The following is an 18,099-nucleotide window of genomic DNA, read 5'->3' as shown; positions in this document are numbered from 1 at the left end:
GGAGACAACGCCGATGATGACGATGATGGTGATGGTACCTTGGACATCAATGACGATTTCCCAAAAGACCCGACCGAGGATACCGATACCGATGGTGACGGAACCGGTGACAATGCCGATGACGATGCCGACAATGATGGCACTCCAGATGATGAAGATGCCTTCCCACTAGATCCAAACGAAGATGCCGATGCGGACGGAGATGGCGTTGGAGACAATGCTGATGACGATGACGATAATGATGGTATCACCGATATCGACAACGATGGTGATGGTCTAGGAGATAACGTTGATAATGACGATGACAACGATGGCATTCCAGATAGCGAGGATGATTTCCCTAATGACGCTTCGGAAACCACCGATACCGATGGGGATGGCATTGGTGACAATGCGGATACCGATGATGATGGAGATGGGTATTCCGATGAGCTTGAACTAGAGCAGGGAACAGACCCAACCGATGCTTCAAGCATTCCATTGGATACAGATGGTGACGGTATTCCCGACAGTTTGGATGACGATGATGACAACGATGGTGTTGTGGATGGTGACGATGCCTTTCCAACAAGTGATGAACCTTCTTTAGTTCCCGCTCAGGCCTTTACACCAAATGGTGACGGTAACAATGATGCTTGGGTGATTCCAGGGATTGATAATTACCCTAACAACAGGGTATCGGTCTACAACCGATGGGGCCACGAAGTGTTCGCTACGCAATCCTATCGTAACAACTGGGAAGGATTCTACAAAAGCAGAAATGAAAAACTTCCTGCGGGATCGTACCTGTACATCATCGATTTGGGTGATGGAAGTGCTCCATTGCAAGGCTGGATTTTTATCAACTATTAATCGCAACAACAAAAAACACACAATACAAACATGAACCTAATTAATAAATTACAGATACTGTTGGCGGCCATGGCTTTTACCGTAACGGTGAGTGCCCAACAAGACCCCAATTATACCTTTTACCAGTATAACATGAACATATACAATCCGGCTTTTGCCGGAAGCTCGGAGGCTGCAGAATTCTCATTGGGAATTCGGAGCCAGTGGGCCGGTATAGAGGGTGCCCCAGAGAGCCAAAGTGCTATTTTTGGAATGCCCATGGGAAAGAATTTGGGACTGGGAGCGTCCATTCTCAATGACCGTACCTTTATAGAACAACAGACATGGGTGGCCATAGACATTTCGTATTTCATCCAATTGGATGAAGACCATCGCCTTTATTTTGGCATCAAGGGTAGTGCCAATTCTTATGATGCCAATACCGATGGTTTGATCACCTACGGGGTGGGACAGGATGGGGCCCTTATGAACTATGAAAGTAGGTTTACCCCAAATGTGGGTGCTGGGGCCTACCTGAAGCACGACAGATACTTTGTATCGCTTTCGTCCCCTAAACTCCTCACCCCGGATAGATTACAGGAACGGGATGGCAATGCGTACTTGGGTGCAGACCGTATGCATGCCTACCTCAGTGGAGGCTATAGCTTTTTCCTGGGCAAAACCTTGGACCTAAAGACCATGGGGATGTTCCGATATGTAGATGCCTCTCCCATATCCTTGGAGGTCACCGGTATCTTGGACTTTGGGGAGCGATTTGAATTTGGGGCATCCTACCGCCATGATGAGAGTATCAGTGGACTTGTACTCTTCAATGTGAGCAACGGTTTCAACTTGGGATATGCATATGAGACCTCCATCCAGAATTCCATTGACGGACTGGACAACAATACCCATGAACTCTTCATGCGATTGCGTATGTAAAATCAAATTCCATGTATACTTGAAAAATGCCCCATCCAAGGTGGGGCATTTTTTTATGGATTTTCTTATGTTTTCTTATTCTTACTAAGAGTTTCACAACTTAATGCCCAATACCGTAATATCTAACAAGATTTTTAGCGCGTACCTCATCCTTTTTTTTAGCTTTGCCAGCATTCAACCAAATTGCAAAAATGCAGCGCCTTTACGTATTGTTCTTTTTTCTCGTTAGCCTAACGACCTATTCCCAAGATGTAGAAATTTTTAAACCCAATCCCAATAAAAATAAGCTGGAAGCCATGGAGACTTCAGGTCCCATCAAAGTGGACGGTGTTCTGGATGAAGCAGATTGGGCAAAAACCAAGCCCCACCCCAGGTTTACCCAGGTAGACCCTTATCAAGGTGAAGCTCCCAATCACGATACCGAAATCAAGGTGCTCTTTGACGAAGACAATCTGTATTTTGGGATTTTCTGCAAGGATTCATTAGGAAAAAAAGCCATTCGTGCCACGGATTTCAAACGCGATTTTAACTTTAGGACCCATGATTTGGTTACCTTATGTTTTGACGGGTTCAATGACGAGCGAAATGCCATGTCCATTGTGGTCAACCCCTATGGTGTACAACGGGACTACCTATCGTTTGATGCCATGTACTACGATATTGAATGGGATGGTAGATGGACTACCCGGACTACCCGAACGGACAAAGGTTGGATTGCCGAAATTGCCATTCCTTGGAAGACTTTAAGATACCCCAAGACCGATGACCCCACTCAAATTTGGGGCTTTCAATTGTATCGCAACCGAAGATTGACCAACGAGATTAGTGCCTTCTCACCATTTCCACGTTCGTTCAGTGCGGCGAGAATGGATTATGCAGGAAGGCTTACCAACCTTAAACCACCTCCGCCAACGCCCAATATCCAAGTAAAGCCTTACCTCCTCACCTCCTATAATCGATATAAGGGAAACAACCCCGATATTGAAGATGAGAATACGGATGTGAAAGCAGGGGGCGAATTTAAATGGGCCATTGACCCCAACAATGTTTTGGACATTACCGTGAACACTGATTTTGCCCAAGCTGATGTTGACCGACAGGTGAACAATATCAGTCGTTTTTCGGTCTTCTTCCCGGAACGGCGACAGTTTTTTCTGGAGAATGCTTCCCTTTTTGGAATCAATGTGGGCCCAGGTGATCGCTCACAGGGCGGATCCATGGTAGTGCAGCCATTTTTTAGTAGAAGTATTGGTCTTGACGGCGAAGGGAATCCACTTCCCATTGATGTTGGAGGACGTTTTGTTCATCGAGCTTCGCGAAGGAATTATGGTGGTATCTACATCCGTCAAGCAGGAAATTCAACCATATCCGGAACCAACTTCTTGGTGGGAAGATACTCGGAGAATTTTGGAAAACAGAACCGTATTGGAGCATTGATGACTGCCAAGAACGGTTCGGAGAATACCAACATTACTGGTACGGTAGATGCCTTTATACGTTTGGGGGAACCCCATTCCATCAACGCCCTTTTGAGTTACTCCGGGAACACTGAAATAGGTGGTGGCGGTTTTTCGGGTATTGCCCAATACTATTACACTTCCAACAAGTGGAAAGCATGGTGGACCCAATCCGTGATCACCAAGGATTTCAGTCCGGAAATGGGATTTGTCTCCAGAAGTGATGTTATCGGAACCACACCTGGAATCACTCGGTTCTTTCGAGGTGAGAAGATGCCTTTCAAACAATGGCTGCGCGCCTATGAACCCAGTGCACATGCCCAGTTTTATCACCAAGCCTCCACGGGCAAATTGATCGAGCGTCAGTTGACTGGAAATCCATTGTACCTCAACCTTCAGAATGGGGGTAATTTTGGCTATGAGATTACCAGTTTTTTTCAAAACCTGACCGAAACCTTTACCCCATTGGGCCTATCCGTGCCTATGGGTGAATATGATTATGTTCAACATTCGGTTTTTGGAAACAGTGACCCTTCCAAAAAACTCAATTTTGGTGGCGAGATAGAATGGGGAAGCTATTTTGATGGGGATTTAACCTCGTACAATGCACAGATAGGATACTCTCCCCTTCCCCATATTTCCTTGGGCGGAAGCTTTAACCGAATTGAATTTGAAGGCGTAGGAACGGGCAGTATCAGTAAAAATGTGGATCTGTTCAGCTTGGAATCCCGTTTGGCCTTGAACCCAAGGGTCCAACTTTCTGGCTTTCTTCAGAAGAACACAGAAAACGACCTTACCAATATCAATATCCGTTTTTCTTGGGAATACAGCCCGCTGTCTTTTGTGTATTTGGTGTTCAACGATCGAGATTTCAATGAGACTCTTTACGGAAATCAAACCGAACAACAGGCCATTGTGAAAATCAATTTCTTAAAACAATTCTAGTTTTTCGCGATTAAAACTTGTTTTAGCTCCTGCTCGTTAAGGGGTTTAATGATGTAGTTCCCGACCACCTCGTAGTTTTTGGCACGCTCTTGGTCATGCGGATGTATGGATGAACTGACCACATAAATGGTGACCTTTTCCCTATTGTGATGGGGTATTTTCACAAAGTCGTCCAGAAAGCCCCAACCGTCTTTGATGGGCATGTTCAAGTCCAAAAAAATGACCGAAGGCAATGGTTTTCCAGCCCCCAACCTATCCAAAAGACCATCTATGGCCTCTTGCCCATTTTGGAAAACCAATACCTCATTGGAAAAGTCCAATCTCTTCATCAAGACCTTCATCCCGAATAAGTGTATGGGATCATCATCTACAATACAAGCACTTTGCAACTGGCTCATTGGTTCTACGCTTTTAATAGTTTCACCCTAAACTTTGTTCCTATATTGATTTCACTTTCAACCTCTATGCGCCCACCCATGGACTCTATCTGGTTTTTAGTGATAAAAAGTCCAATACCCCGGGCATCTTTGTTGCCATGGAAGGTTTTGTACATCCCGAACAGCTTTTGGCCATATCTTTCCAAGTCAATTCCGAGGCCATTATCCTCCACCAATAATTCAATGTACTGTCCCTGGTTAACAGCATGGATGGTAAGTGCACATTCCTTTTGGTGGTCTCGGTACTTAATGGCATTGGTCACTAGGTTTAAGATAATGCTCTCCATATAGGCCGCTACCCCTTTTACCTGCATTTCAGCTGGAACATTGACTTTGACCTGAATTTTGTTCTCGTTGATCAAGGCATTCACATCCATCAAAATCTTATCCACGGTTTTCCGCAGCGGGACTACCTTTAATTTCTTTTCGGTTTCCAGTTTTACCTGCACCACTTCATTAAGGTGGGCAATGGTCTCATTGAGCCCATGGGAAGCCCTGCCCAACATGGTCAATGTATCCTTTCGCTCTTCCTGACTCAAGGTGTCATCCAAAAGGAACTCACTGATCATGGTAAGATTTGCTGCGTGGGAACGCAAATTATGCGAAACTATATGTGCAAAATTGAGAAGGCTATTGTTTTGGTTGGTGGTCAACTGCAACAATCCCTTTAGCTTCTTTTCTGCATTGATTCGGGATGAAATATCCACGATCTGCGATATAAAATGGGAGATTTCCCCATCGATTTTCTTTACCGAAGTGACTGTTAAAAGCACATATACCAACTGCCCTTTTTTATCAAAATAGCGCTTCTCTATTTGATAGGTAGATCGTTTTCCTTCCACCACCTCCCTTAGCAAGGACAAATCTATTTCCAGATCATCCGGATGGGTAATATCCTGAAAGGTCAATCGCAATAGTTCCGAATTGGTGTAGCCCAAGCTGCGGCAAAAGCTTTGGTTCACTTGAATGAATGTACCATCCATCCCAACCAACGCCATACCCACCGAAGAGTTCTCAAAAGCACCTTGGAGCGACTCTTCACTGGTGACCAATTGTAATTGGGCAATTTTCAATTCGGTTACATCCGTATTGATTCCTATCATTTGTAAGGCCGTGCCTTGTTTATTTCTAATGACTGTAGCCTCGGCCTTTATCCAGCGGACTTGCCCATTGGGCCATTTCACTCTAAATGTGGTGTTAAAATCCTTTTTTCCCTCTATGGCATCCTGCACGGCTTGGGAGGTTTTTTCCAAATCTTCTGGAAGGACGCTGGCTTGCCACGCTTCATACACTCCCGCAAAATCGGATGCTTCTATACCATAAAGGATATACATGTTCGGATCCCAGAATACTTCGTTGTTCTGGATATCGTATTCCCATATACCTATTCCAGCGGATTTTGTGGCCAACGTCAATCGCTCACTCACATTTTTGTGCTCGATTTCAGCTTTTTTGCGCCTTTCAATATCCTGAAAGGTTCCGGTGATCCGAACACATTTGCCATCCATCATTTCGGGTTCGCCTATGGCCCTTACCCAAACTTCCCTTCCATTGGCCGTAACAATTTGGAGTTCCGTGTCCCAAGGCGTTCCATGCTCAATACCAGCCTGCACCAATTTTGTTATGGTATCCCGGCTAAAGCCTTCTTTAAAGAAAAATATCCAATCTTTAAGGTTGGGAATATAGTCCTTTGGCACTTCATGGATCTCCCGGGTAATACTTGACCAATAAATGGTATTGTTCACAAGTTCAACTTCCCAACCCCCTATCCGTGCCACTTGCTGGGATTTTATCAAATGGGCCTCGTCCAATTTTCTCTCGGAGATATCTTCCAAAACCAAGATCAATCCATTGACCACGTCATCTTCGTCCTTTATCGCATCTATCTTCCATTCGTACCATACACTATCACCATTTTCCAAAATCACTCTCATGGTATCCGTCCTGAAACTGACACCTTCCAAGCAATAACCAATATCCAGTCTAAGCTCTTCAGGTAATTTTGGCATGGATTCAAAAAAAGGTTTGCCCATGGTACTCCGGGATAGCCCAAAGTGATTCAACCATCGGTCTGAAAAATCCACGAAAGTTAATTGAGTGTCCAATAACGCTATTGGAACGGGGGTCCTTTGAAACAGAGATTGATCAATCGTCATGCAGTACGTTAAGTTATGATATTAAATTTAGGAAAAATGTCACTAAGTAGGTTGTCATGGCTACTTACAATAACGACAAAAAAAACGGGGCTAGTATTCATATACAATGTTAATCCCCATCTCTTCCAAAAAAAATTCCACCGCCTGCCCGAATTCGTTTTTAATGCCTTTACTTGATAAATCAATACAGAATTAAGTAAAGATGCTTGTAATGCCTTTAACCATTACCACGTACCTTTGCCACTTAACTACAACCTTAAAAGTGCAAATTTGGATCAGTCTTCAAATTCAACAAACACAAAAGCCCTGTTATCCTTAGCCGTTGGTGGGTTTGGGATTGGTTTAACAGAATTTGTAATCATGGGAATTTTGCCCAACATTGCGGATTCCATGGATATTTCAATATCCAAAGCCGGGCACTTTATCGCCATTTATGCTTTAGGTGTTGTGGTGGGAGCTCCCTTTATGGCCAAACTCATTGGGAAACTTTCTCCAAAAAAATCATTGTTGTTCTTGATGATTTGGTTTACTATTTTCAATACGCTATCCGCGTTTTCAGAAAACTATTGGGTTATGCTATTGTTCCGCTTTTTGTCCGGAATGCCCCATGGAGCCTTTTTTGGTATCGGTGCGGTGGTCTCTGGTTACCTAGCCAAACCAGGCAAGGCAGCCCAGGCCATGGCGATTATGTTCTCTGGGCTAACCATTGCCAATGTGATAGGTGTGCCTTTGGGCACCTACATTGGGCAAGAGTGGCATTGGAGTTTTTCTTTTATGCTTGTGGGGATTGCTGGTATTGCCACACTTACCAGTTTATACTACTGGATGCCCAAACAGTCTTTGGAAAAATCGGAGACTATGGCCTCCAAAGGGACCTCATCTGGAATACGAAGCAAAAAACTTTGGGCCTTAATAGCATTGACGACCATTGGAACAGGTGGTTTTTTTGCTTGGTACAGCTATATTGCTCCGTTGGTCATTACCGTGACCAAATTACCCGAGGCCTATGTAGGTTATATTATGATTGTTGCAGGTGTGGGTATGTTCGTGGGAAATTTTTTGGGAGCCAGAATGGTGGACTTCTTTTCGCCAGAAAAGTCTGTGGTCATTAGTTTATTGTGCATGGCTACCATTCTTTTGACAAATTCATTTTTTGCCAGTAGCAACATTGCTATTTTTATTATAAGCTTCATTATCGGCATCATTACCTTTTCAATTACCGCACCCATTCAAATCGCCATTATCAAAGCAGCTAAAGGAGCGGAAAAACTGGGGTCTTCCATGAACCAAAGTGCTTTTAACATGGGCAACGCATCTGGAGCCTATTTGGGAGGTCTTCCCATGGTTTTTGGACTACCTGTAAACTACGCAAGTGTGGTTGGGGCCATATTGGCCTGTACAGGAGCATGTATTGGAATTGCTATTTTATACAATCATAAAATGGAAGAAAAAAAGAGAAAGGAATCTCTTTGTACTTGAGGCTTTATCAAAGGCCATGTTTGCAATATGATTACATCTAAAAAGAAGAACAGAACTTTCTTTCTTTGTGCTTATTGTACTCTTTTTCCATCCACAAAACTCCATTGATTCGGGGCTACACCAAAGGATAACCTCTTAAAATAAAAGAGGTTCCATAGCGTTACAGGATATGGGAAGTCCGCAACTGTCTTTTTTTTGGCATGTTTGTTGTTTTAGGTTCTTTCCCAAATTCTTACAATTATGAAAAAGCCTCAACTTTTTGCCAGTTTTCTAGTTAGCATTTGTTTGGTTTCTTGCGCCAGTTCCGGATATGTTCACTTGGATTACCCACAGGAACCGCAATTGGTTTTGCCTCAGGGCATAGATGACATTGCCGTGGTAAACCGCTCCTTGACCAAAGAAGAAGATGCTTCCAATAAAACCTTGGAGTCCATTGCTACCGGAGAAATCCTAGGGTCGGACAAATTGGCCTCGGATGAAGCCATCAAAGGAGTTTTCGAAGGGCTTCAAAATAGAGGGCCATATAGGGTCGTGATTCCTTCCACTACTCGATTGCCCGGTACCGGAACCAGACTCACCCCGGAAGTATTGAGCTGGGAGACCGTGGATGAAATATGCGCCGAAACGGATGCAGATGTACTTTTGGTGCTGGAAACCTTCGACTCCAACTCGGACTTTGTATTGAATACAGCCGTGGAACAGGTTACTTCCGTATTACAAACTGGTAAAGCGAGTGGGCGGATACCCAGACGTGCCCGAGTAAATGTAAAAAGCTATTGGAGACTCTACGACCCAGAGCAAAAAACCATTATTGATCAGTTTCAACAAACCCATTTAATGGATTTTGATCTCGTGAACGGAGCCATCCCCTTTACCGCTCTACCAGAAACAGCTTATGCCGCTGGTTTGGACTATACCAGTCGACTCTTCCCTAGCTTCTATAGGGTTAGACGGGATATGTACAAAAAAGGGAAGGGACGGGACAAGTCCTTATTCGATGCTGGCTGGAGAAGAACCGAGGTGGCCAATTGGCAAGAAGCCATAGAGATCTGGACAGAAATTGCCAATGACCGATCCAGTAAATCGGCCGGAAGGGCTGCATACAATATTGCCGTTGCCCATGAAGTTTTGGGAAATACCGACCTTGCCTTGCAATGGGCCCAAAAATCCTATCAAGATTATGGAGATAAAATGGCACGCGACTACGCCAAAGTTTTATTAAGGAGAAAGCGTTGGGAACTATAGCTTTTGAATATATCATGTAGCTAACATGCCTTTGCATCAAAAAGCTTTCGTAATCAATTTAATTCAACTAATAAACACTTAAACACAAGGAATTGTAACAAACAATTTGTTTCTTTTTTGAAAGGTTACCATGAATTATAAGTAACTTGTAGGCAATGATGAAATACTACAGTCACTTCATAGAATTTACAAGATAACCTTAACCATGAAAGCAAAGAAACAGCTCGAAATTAAAGCCGGGGCGGCTGATTCATGCCCAACCACAGAAACACATTTTACACGTCGCGAAGCAATGGGACTGACCGGAATGGCCGGTTTAGCGGCACTAATGGGCCTTACTTCCAGTGCCATTCCAATGCAGCCACAAAAAAAGGTGCGTATTGCATGTCTTACCACCTATTGGGCCGCGACCCGGTCGCATGCAGATTGGATTTTCACCAAGTTGTTGGATGGCTATTGGTGGCAAGGTGCCTATATGGAGTCGCGCGTGGAGGTGGTTTCCGTTTACATCCACCAACTTAAGGAAAGTGGCTTGGGCCAGAAAATATGCAAAGCTAAGGGCATTCCCATTTATAATACCGTTGGCGAAGCTGTTACCCTTGGTGGTGATGAACTTGCGGTGGACGGTGTGGTCATCGTTGGGGAACATGGAAATTATCCTACGGACCTAAAAGGCCATTGGCTTTTACCCCGCTGGTGGATCTACAATCAAGTTATTCGGGTTTTTGAGCGGAGCAACCGTTCAGTTCCCGTTTTTAATGACAAGCACCTTTCTTATAATTGGGACGAAGCCAAGTGGATGTTTGACAAATCTCGTGAGTTGAACTTTCCACTAACCGGAGGTTCTTCCATCCCCATTTATTACAGGACACCTGCAAAGGACCTTCCCGTGGACACTCCCATAAAACATTCGATCGTACTTGGGGGGACTTCCGATGAAGGTGCCATTTTCCATGCCATTGATGTACTCCAAGCCTTTGTGGAACGCCGTAAGGGAGGAGAGACAGGTGTAAAGTCCGTTCAATCCATACGCGGTCCGGAAACCTGGAAATGGGTGGAAAACACCCCATGGGCCAGCAAACTCTTAAGTTCCGTGGAGAAAAAATTTGAATTGGAAGCCGGACATTTTCAACAGCATCCGCAAACCAATATGTGCCTTATAGAATATAATGATGGCACTATGGCCGCTGTTATTGGTGGTCGAGGTGTGGGATGGACCTATGCCGGAGAAATTGAGGGGCAAAACGACCCTACTATCATCTCCATGCTGGGTTGGGCAGGCCCTTTTGACCAATATCATGCCTCCAATGCCCAACCGCACTGGATTACTGAGATGATGGTAACCAAAAAGGAGCCTTTCAATGCAGAGCGACTATTGTTATCCACAGGCATTGTAAACCATTATATGGAGTCCAATTGGGAGAATAGCCAATATTCCCCAGTAGGTCGCCGCATTGAAACCCCGGTACTCAATATGAAATACCACACTACTCGGGGAGCGCAATTCAATACGGGGGAACGGCCACCAAGCCGACCATACATAAGAGGCTTTAGCGAATAGTGCAAGACCCAATAATGATTATTTGATACCAAAGTAATACACATATGCAACGAAGAGAACTAGTAAAGAGTTTATCCATGCTTCCTTTGGCGGGAAGCGTTTTTCCCATAACATCCTTATTGTCCACTCCTGCAGTAGGGAGCAAAATACCTTTGGATTTTGACCAACAAACCATGCCCGAGCTACATCGGAATGCTTTTGTTATGGATGGACACACCCATGTAATGACCCGTGAACTGTTGATGGGGACCGACATAGGGCAGCGTTATTCGGATGGTACCGTGGACCTTCCCAGGGCCAAAGAAGGTGGCCTTGATGCCATGTTCTTCTCCGTATATACCCCGGAACATTATTATCCCGGGAGACTGGAGACCAAAAACACCTTTCGTGTGATCAATCTTGCCCTTGAGCAAATTGAAAAGAACAACGACGTCATCGAATTGGCCCTTAATGCCTCTGATATAGAACGTATCAATAAAAAAGGGAAAATGGCCGCTTTTCTGGATTTGGAAGGTGGTTATGACCTTGATGGTGACATCCTTTTACTCCAAGCACTTCATCGATTAGGGCTTAGGTCTATGCAGTTAACGGCACATAATACAACCAATGCCTTTATCGACACCTGTAACGATGTGAGCCGTTGGGGCGGAATCAATGATCTTGGGAAAGAAGTCATTGCAGAAATGAACAGGCTTGGCATGGTCATCAATGTTGCCCATGCCTCCAATGATGCCATCCTGCAGACGGTTGAGGCCAGTAAACATCCAGTGACCTACAGCCACGGCGGATTCTATAGTATTGTGAACCACCCTCGTTGTATTACGGATGAGGCAGCTAAAGCGGTCGCAGCAAAGGGAGGTGTGATCGGCATTCACTTTGGCAGTCTTTTTAACAATCCAAAATATTTTGGATGGCAGCAAAAAGCCGCAAATGAGACCACTCCGTCCTCGGTACAGGATTTTGCAAAGACCCTTGAGGAAGCAGATAGGGCAGTTGCCAAAGAAGTTCCGTTAAACTTCAAGGGAACCATTCCAGATGAGTACTGGATGCATGTAGATCAACTGGCCAAGGTCATTGATTATGGTGTGAACTTGGTTGGCGAAGATCATATGGCCATAGGTTCCGATCTGGATGGTGGTCCTGAGTTGCCCCGTGAAATCAAAGACATCAGTGACTTTCCCCAAATCACTATGGCCATGCAAAGGCTGGGTTATAGCGACGAACGAATCAAAAAAATCCTTGGTCTCAACTGGCTCCGTGTAATTCGAGAGGTAACCGGAGGATAGTGGAAAGAGCGGAAAATTGATACGATCAATTAATGGAATGCTATCCTTTTCTCTGTGAATACATTTGTTGATCCAAGAAGGTTTTTTATCTTAATTGAATTAGTACATATGTAATCCTATAAAAAAATAAAACGGATCGTAAGATCCGTTTTAAACCAACTAAACTAAACTTCAACCGAAGGGAATTAAGAAGGGACATCCCATCAGCATCAATTTATCTTTATTGAGGAAAGAATTTCACCCAATCACAGCTATATTCTCAAGCTTTTATTTTTCTATTTCAATTATATCATACACTTCAACTGCGGGTACTTGAATTTCGATCAAGCCATTTTTATACATAAACTTTAGAGCTTCATTGCTTGGTTGCAGTTTTATCTTCTTTGGCTTCTAATCGGATTAAGTGTCACCTTTAAATTTGGGGTTGGCCTGAGCCCATCATAGGCAAGGACATTCTTGTTGAAATGTTCCCCCGATGAGTTGATCAAATGAATTAAAGTGGCATCTCCTTTCTTTCCCAGTACAACATGAACTTTGTCCGAACCTTCAACTTTAAGCATTGGTTCCACTACAAGTCGACCTACAACCTTATTTATCACATTATTGAAAACCGGGTATTCTGTGGCATATGCATTGTACGAGCCATTTGTTATAGATCCGTTGCCAGTCCATTTTTCCAAACTTTTGCCAAGTAAGCTTCCGGTACGTGAATTACTCTATAAATGTCCCTCACCATGATTTTATGGTTCTCATTGGAATGTAAAGCCAGATACAGTACCCCCTTTACTGCATATTTGGACGAATTGGAAAGCATATCCCTCACACATTAAATAAGGATTAAAAGATATTTTTATCCTTTTCATGACTTATATCATGTTATAGACTGGTAGCCCTATATACATTTGAACCAGAATTTTAACCAATAATCATATGAAAACGAAAGTGAAAAGTATAATCCTGCTCTTTGCGATGCTCATGATTGGATGTGGAGGAAAAAAAGAAGAAAAAAAAGATGAGGGCTTTAGTGTTCAACGGAAAAAAACTTCCACAGAACAGCCCGTTGAAGCCAATACCCCTAGCGACAAAGCATCTGAACGGGTAGATTTAACCACCAAGGGAGTGGGGCCGATCAAATCAGTAACATTGGCGCCTGAAATTGATCAGGAGATGGCTTCCAAAGGTAAGGAGGTCTACGATCAAATGTGTCTGGCCTGTCATAGAATTGGCAAAAAGTTCATTGGCCCTCCTCCCAATGGAATATTGGAAAGAAGAACTCCAGAATGGGTCATGAACATGATTTTGAACCCTCAGGAAATGGTTCAACAAGACCCTTTGGCAAGGGACCTCCTCCAAGAGTTCAACGGATCGCCCATGTCCAACCAAGGGCTTACCGAAGATCAGGCCCGGGCCGTTCTAGAATACTTCAGGACCTTAAAATAAAACATATGAAATCAACCATTAAACTCAGTACAATGGGGCTATTTTTATTGCTCGCACTTAACAGCGGTTGTAAAAACGGAGCCCAGAACGACACCACAGCCTCCGGCCAAAATGATACCGAGGCCATTCTGGAAAACAACAAGGGACAGGCCTTTATTGAAGATGATGGATCCACCCCAAATGTATTACAGATTGCCATTGGATCACCTGACCACAGTACGTTGGTCGCAGCAGTACAGGCAGCAGAGCTTGAAAACGCCCTGGTCAACGCAGGCCCTCTTATGGTATTTGCCCCCACCAATAGTGCTTTCGAGGCCCTGCCAGCAGGTACCGTTGAAGACCTATTAAAGCCCGAGAACAAAGCTGCCCTTGCCAATATTCTCAAGTACCATGTCACCCCAGGCAACTACTCCAAAGACTTTTTAAAAAACTTCAAAAAACTGGGACAGGCCAATGATCAAAATGTCTCCGTGATAGTCCAAGGAGATGAAGTACTTGTTGGTGGTGCCAAGATAATTGCCAGTATCCCAGCTGGAAATGGAATTGTACATGTAGTGGACAAGGTTATCCTGCCCCCTACTCAATAACGCAACCCCAAAAAACTAATAAATCCTAATACAATGAAAATTCATTCCTATCTAATAATGACTATTGGGGCGGCCCTGATAATGTCTTCCTGTGGTCAACAGAACAAAAGTTCAAATGGGGCGCTTTCATCGAGTGCCGCCGAAAAAGTATATGTTGCTCCTGGGGAGCAAGACGAATACTATGCCTTCCTATCGGGCGGATACAGCGGTAACCTCACCGTTTATGGATTACCTTCTGGAAGAATGTTCAAAGAAATTCCTGTTTTCTCCCAGTTTCCAACCTCTGGATATGGATATTCCGAAGAAACAAAACCCATGCTGAACACCTCCCATGGTTTTGTGCCTTGGGACGATGCCCACCATCCTGATATTTCACAGACCAATGGAGAATTGGACGGTCGTTGGATATTCATAAACGGCAACAACACCCCAAGGATTGCACGGGTTGACTTGAGCACCTTTGAAACTGCAGAGATCATTGAAGTGCCCAATAGTGCAGGGAACCACAGTTCTTCATTTATTACAGAGAATACCGAATATGTTGTGGCCGGTACCCGTTTTGCCGTTCCCGTACCTCAACGGGATATGCCGATCAATGAATACAAAGGAAACTTTAAGGGCGCACTTACCTTCATCAGTGTAGATCCGGAACATGGCCATATGGCCATAAAGTTCCAATTACTGATGCCTGGGTTCAACTATGATCTTTCGCATCCCGGTAGGGGAAAATCCCATGGTTGGTTCTTTTTTACCACCTATAACACAGAAGAAGCCAACTCCCTTTTGGAAGTAAATGCATCTCAAAATGACAAGGATTTTATTGCAGCCATAAACTGGAAAAAAATCGAGGAATATGTAAACAATGGAGGAGGGACCAAAATGCCCGCCAACTATGCCCACAATGTATATGATGAGCATTCACACATGGGCACAACCACAATGCGAAAAGAAGTTTTGACTATAGATCCCACCAAAGTGCCCGGAGCAGTTTATTTTCTGCCCACTCCAAAATCGCCCCATGGATGTGATGTGGATCCAACAGGACAATACATTATTGGAAACGGAAAACTATCCGCAGACTTGACCGTACACTCCTTTGACAAAATGATTGCCGCCATTGAAGGTCAAAAGTTTGACGGAGATGCCTATGGCATTCCCATCTTGAAATTTGAAGATGTATTGGCCGGACAGGTAAAAAGTGGTGGTCTTGGTCCCCTTCATACCGAGTTTGATGGTAAAGGAAACGCCTACACCACCTTCTTCATCTCATCTGAAGTCGTGAAATGGCAATTGGGCACCTGGGAGGTCATCGATAGAAAGCCTACCTATTATTCCGTAGGACACCTTATGATTCCAGGGGGCAACTCCAGAAAACCTTTTGGCAAATATGTGGTGGCCATGAACAAGATTACCAAAGACCGTTACTTGCCCACTGGGCCTGAAATGGAGCACTCTGCACAGATCTATGACATCTCTGGGGACAAAATGGAACTGATCTATGATTTTCCAACCCATGGTGAGCCTCATTATGCAGCAGGTTGCCCAGCCGAGCTTTTGGCTCCAAAATCCAAAAAAATATATCGATTGGATGAAAACAGGCATCCTTTTGCCGTTACCACACCTGACGGTTCAAAAGTGGTCCGGGAAGGCAACGAGGTCCATGTGTATATGTCCACCATCCGTAGCCACTTTACCCCCGATAATATCGAAGGTGTTAAAGTGGGTGACAAAGTGTATTTCCATATCACCAACCACGAACAGGATTTTGATGTACCTCACGGTTTCTCTATCCTAGGTCAGAACACCTCCGAGCTTTTGATCATGCCCGGGCAGACCAAAACCTCGGTCTGGGAACCCAAACAAGTTGGGGTATGGCCATTCTATTGCACAGATTTCTGTTCTGCCCTGCACCAAGAAATGCAAGGATATGTTCGGGTCTCCCCTGCCAATTCCAATATGGAACTCAAATGGTCACTTGGTGAATAATTCGGATTGAGTCACCATTGAATAAAGCGGGCCGTGTCCATGACCTGCCCGCTTTTCCTTACAAATTGAAGTTCATCAACCCTTCTGAAAAAAACACTCTCAGTTTGTAACCCTTAAATCAAAAAAATGAAAAAGGCAAGTATAATAATGATGGTTGGCCCTCTCTTCTTATTGGGATTGTACATTTTTCCACTTTGGAATATCATGTTGGGAGCTCCCCAGTATCCGGACCCTCTAGGTTTGAACATTCATATAAACGGTCTTAAGGGGGTTAACGAGTTTGACATCCAGAACATTGATGGTCTCAACCACTATATTGGCATGCACACCCTCCCCAAGGTTGAAGATATGTGGGAGTTTGGAACCTTCCCTACTATTATCGGAATCATGGTAGCAATTGGAGTGGTAATTGGTATTCTGGGATACTTCAACAAAGTGGGCTACAAATGGTTTTGGGGGTGGTTTGTACTCATGTCCATTTTAGGTTTGCTGGGCATGTACGATTTCAATGAGTGGTTGATGGATTACGGCACCAACTTGGACCCCAATGCCATTATGAAATTGACCCATCCCGATGGCACCCCGATGACCTATAAGCCACCTTTACTGGGGCATGTAAAGATGCTCAATTTTGATGTGACCTCCTTGCCTTCCACAGGAGCCTGGCTCATGTTCGTGGGTATGATGCTCACCTTGACCGCTGGCTTTTGGGGTTGGAAAAATGCAAAAGAACAATAATCCCCATCACTATGAAATATCTTGTACTACCGCTCTTTACCATGCTCTGCTTGACCATTGCATGTTCCGTAGGCCCTAAATCCATTGATTATGGCCATGTAGGCTGCCACTATTGCAGCATGACCATTGTGGACAAACAACATGCCGCTCAATTGGTCACCAAAAAAGGGAAGGTCTTCAACTTCGATGCCATTGAGTGTATGATGAACCATTTGAAAGATGAGGACCAAGCCACCCTGGCCCTGTTCCTGGTCAATGATTTTGACCAACCCGGTGAACTGGTGGATGCCACAAAGACCACCTATTTGATCAGTGAGAACATTCCCAGCCCCATGGGAGCGTTTCTGAGTGCATTCTCCAATAAAAAAGCTGCCCAATTTGTGTTGGACTCCAATGGTGGTGAACTTTATTCATGGGCGGAAATAAAAGAAAGGTTTAAACAGTAACACAATCGTAATGACAGATTTGGAGCCTATAAAATGTGAACAACTCTTGGCCGACAATTATGTGGGGCATCTGGCCTATATAGCCGACAACCAACCGTATGTAATCCCTTCTACGTATTATTTTCTTAAGGATGAAAAGAGTATTCTATGTTTCGCCTCCAACGGGCATCGGATCAATGCCCTAAGAAAATGCAACAAAGTCTCCTTTCAAGTAGATAGGATCAAGTCCTTCCGCGATTGGGAATCGGTACAAGTACATGGTTGCTTTCATGAACTTACGGGAAATCGCGCCAAGCAATATCTAAAACATTTCGCCGAAGGCGTACAGGAAACCATAGATCTTAAAAATGCCGAGCGTCCCCATTTTTTAAGTCATTTTTCAGGGAGGTTGCAGGAAGAGGAAATGCCCGTGGTTTATTGCATTGTAATAAACCAAATGACTGGAAAGTCAGTAACGGATTTTACCTAGAACACACCCAATTCAAATTAAGAAAGACTCATTATATACCATGCATCTCAAGTTTCCACTCCATCCAACCCACAAATATATTTTAGGGTTGCTC

The 18,099-nt window shown here is 44.1% G+C and carries 15 protein-coding genes; 13 read left to right on the top strand and 2 right to left on the bottom strand.

The window, feature by feature from the left end:
• The 3 genes from DN53_RS16595 to DN53_RS16585 all read left to right on the top strand — a co-directional run.
• Positions 1-852 (top strand): T9SS type B sorting domain-containing protein (locus DN53_RS16595; protein ID WP_129656039.1); only part of this gene is annotated, 852 nt, incomplete at its 5' end.
• A gap of 30 nt (positions 853-882) precedes the next feature.
• Complete coding sequence (locus DN53_RS16590) at positions 883-1,773, top strand: PorP/SprF family type IX secretion system membrane protein (protein WP_129656038.1); 891 nt, start codon at positions 883-885, stop codon at positions 1,771-1,773.
• Between the two features lie 191 nt (positions 1,774-1,964).
• Positions 1,965-4,175 carry a carbohydrate binding family 9 domain-containing protein gene (locus tag DN53_RS16585; protein ID WP_129656037.1) on the top strand — a complete coding sequence of 737 codons (2,211 nt, stop codon included), beginning with the start codon at positions 1,965-1,967 and terminating at the stop codon, positions 4,173-4,175.
• Here DN53_RS16585 and DN53_RS16580 read toward each other — a convergent pair.
• Together DN53_RS16580 and DN53_RS16575 are read right to left on the bottom strand one after the other, a co-directional pair.
• Complete coding sequence (locus DN53_RS16580) at positions 4,172-4,573, bottom strand: response regulator (protein WP_129656036.1); 402 nt, start codon at positions 4,571-4,573, stop codon at positions 4,172-4,174. The genes DN53_RS16585 and DN53_RS16580 overlap by 4 nt on opposite strands.
• A 5-nt stretch (positions 4,574-4,578) precedes the next feature.
• Positions 4,579-6,768: a PAS domain S-box protein gene (locus DN53_RS16575; RefSeq protein WP_129656035.1), complete on the bottom strand. Its 2,190-nt coding sequence runs from the start codon at positions 6,766-6,768 to the stop codon at positions 4,579-4,581.
• A 237-nt stretch (positions 6,769-7,005) separates the two neighbouring features.
• Between DN53_RS16575 and DN53_RS16570 the strand changes: the two genes are divergently transcribed.
• The 10 genes from DN53_RS16570 (at position 7,006) to DN53_RS16520 (ending at position 18,005) form a co-directional block, all read left to right on the top strand.
• The gene (locus DN53_RS16570) at positions 7,006-8,247 is read left to right on the top strand and encodes an MFS transporter (RefSeq protein ID WP_313790148.1); all 1,242 of its coding nucleotides are present in this window, start codon (positions 7,006-7,008) and stop codon (positions 8,245-8,247) included.
• A gap of 240 nt (positions 8,248-8,487) precedes the next feature.
• The gene (locus tag DN53_RS16565; RefSeq protein WP_129656033.1) at positions 8,488-9,492 is read left to right on the top strand and encodes a DUF6340 family protein; all 1,005 of its coding nucleotides are present in this window, start codon (positions 8,488-8,490) and stop codon (positions 9,490-9,492) included.
• A gap of 205 nt (positions 9,493-9,697) precedes the next feature.
• Entirely contained in the window at positions 9,698-11,053 is a 1,356-nt protein-coding gene (locus tag DN53_RS16560; protein WP_207211138.1) for a hypothetical protein, read from the top strand.
• Positions 11,054-11,097: 44 nt separating this feature from the next.
• Positions 11,098-12,339 (top strand): dipeptidase, encoded by a 1,242-nt coding sequence (locus tag DN53_RS16555; protein WP_129656032.1) that lies wholly within the window; start codon positions 11,098-11,100, stop codon positions 12,337-12,339.
• 930 nt (positions 12,340-13,269) lie between these two features.
• Positions 13,270-13,779: a c-type cytochrome gene (locus DN53_RS16545; RefSeq protein ID WP_129656031.1), complete on the top strand. Its 510-nt coding sequence runs from the start codon at positions 13,270-13,272 to the stop codon at positions 13,777-13,779.
• A gap of 5 nt (positions 13,780-13,784) precedes the next feature.
• Complete coding sequence (locus DN53_RS16540; protein ID WP_129656030.1) at positions 13,785-14,366, top strand: fasciclin domain-containing protein; 582 nt, start codon at positions 13,785-13,787, stop codon at positions 14,364-14,366.
• 33 nt (positions 14,367-14,399) lie between these two features.
• Positions 14,400-16,352 carry a Sec-dependent nitrous-oxide reductase gene (gene nosZ, locus DN53_RS16535; RefSeq protein WP_129656029.1) on the top strand — a complete coding sequence of 651 codons (1,953 nt, stop codon included), beginning with the start codon at positions 14,400-14,402 and terminating at the stop codon, positions 16,350-16,352.
• A gap of 126 nt (positions 16,353-16,478) precedes the next feature.
• On the top strand, positions 16,479-17,090 hold the full coding sequence (locus DN53_RS16530) for a hypothetical protein (RefSeq protein WP_129656028.1): 612 nt from the start codon (positions 16,479-16,481) through the stop codon (positions 17,088-17,090).
• A gap of 11 nt (positions 17,091-17,101) precedes the next feature.
• Complete coding sequence (locus tag DN53_RS16525; protein WP_129656027.1) at positions 17,102-17,536, top strand: nitrous oxide reductase accessory protein NosL; 435 nt, start codon at positions 17,102-17,104, stop codon at positions 17,534-17,536.
• A gap of 10 nt (positions 17,537-17,546) precedes the next feature.
• Positions 17,547-18,005 (top strand): pyridoxamine 5'-phosphate oxidase family protein, encoded by a 459-nt coding sequence (locus DN53_RS16520; protein ID WP_129656026.1) that lies wholly within the window; start codon positions 17,547-17,549, stop codon positions 18,003-18,005.
• Positions 18,006-18,099 lie beyond the last annotated feature (94 nt).

It is taken from the genome of Flagellimonas olearia, from assembly GCF_004150225.1.
GTDB lineage: Bacteria > Bacteroidota > Bacteroidia > Flavobacteriales > Flavobacteriaceae > Flagellimonas > Flagellimonas olearia.
Note: the sequence above shows the minus strand (reverse complement) of the source record. Positions and strands in the feature narration are given on the sequence as shown.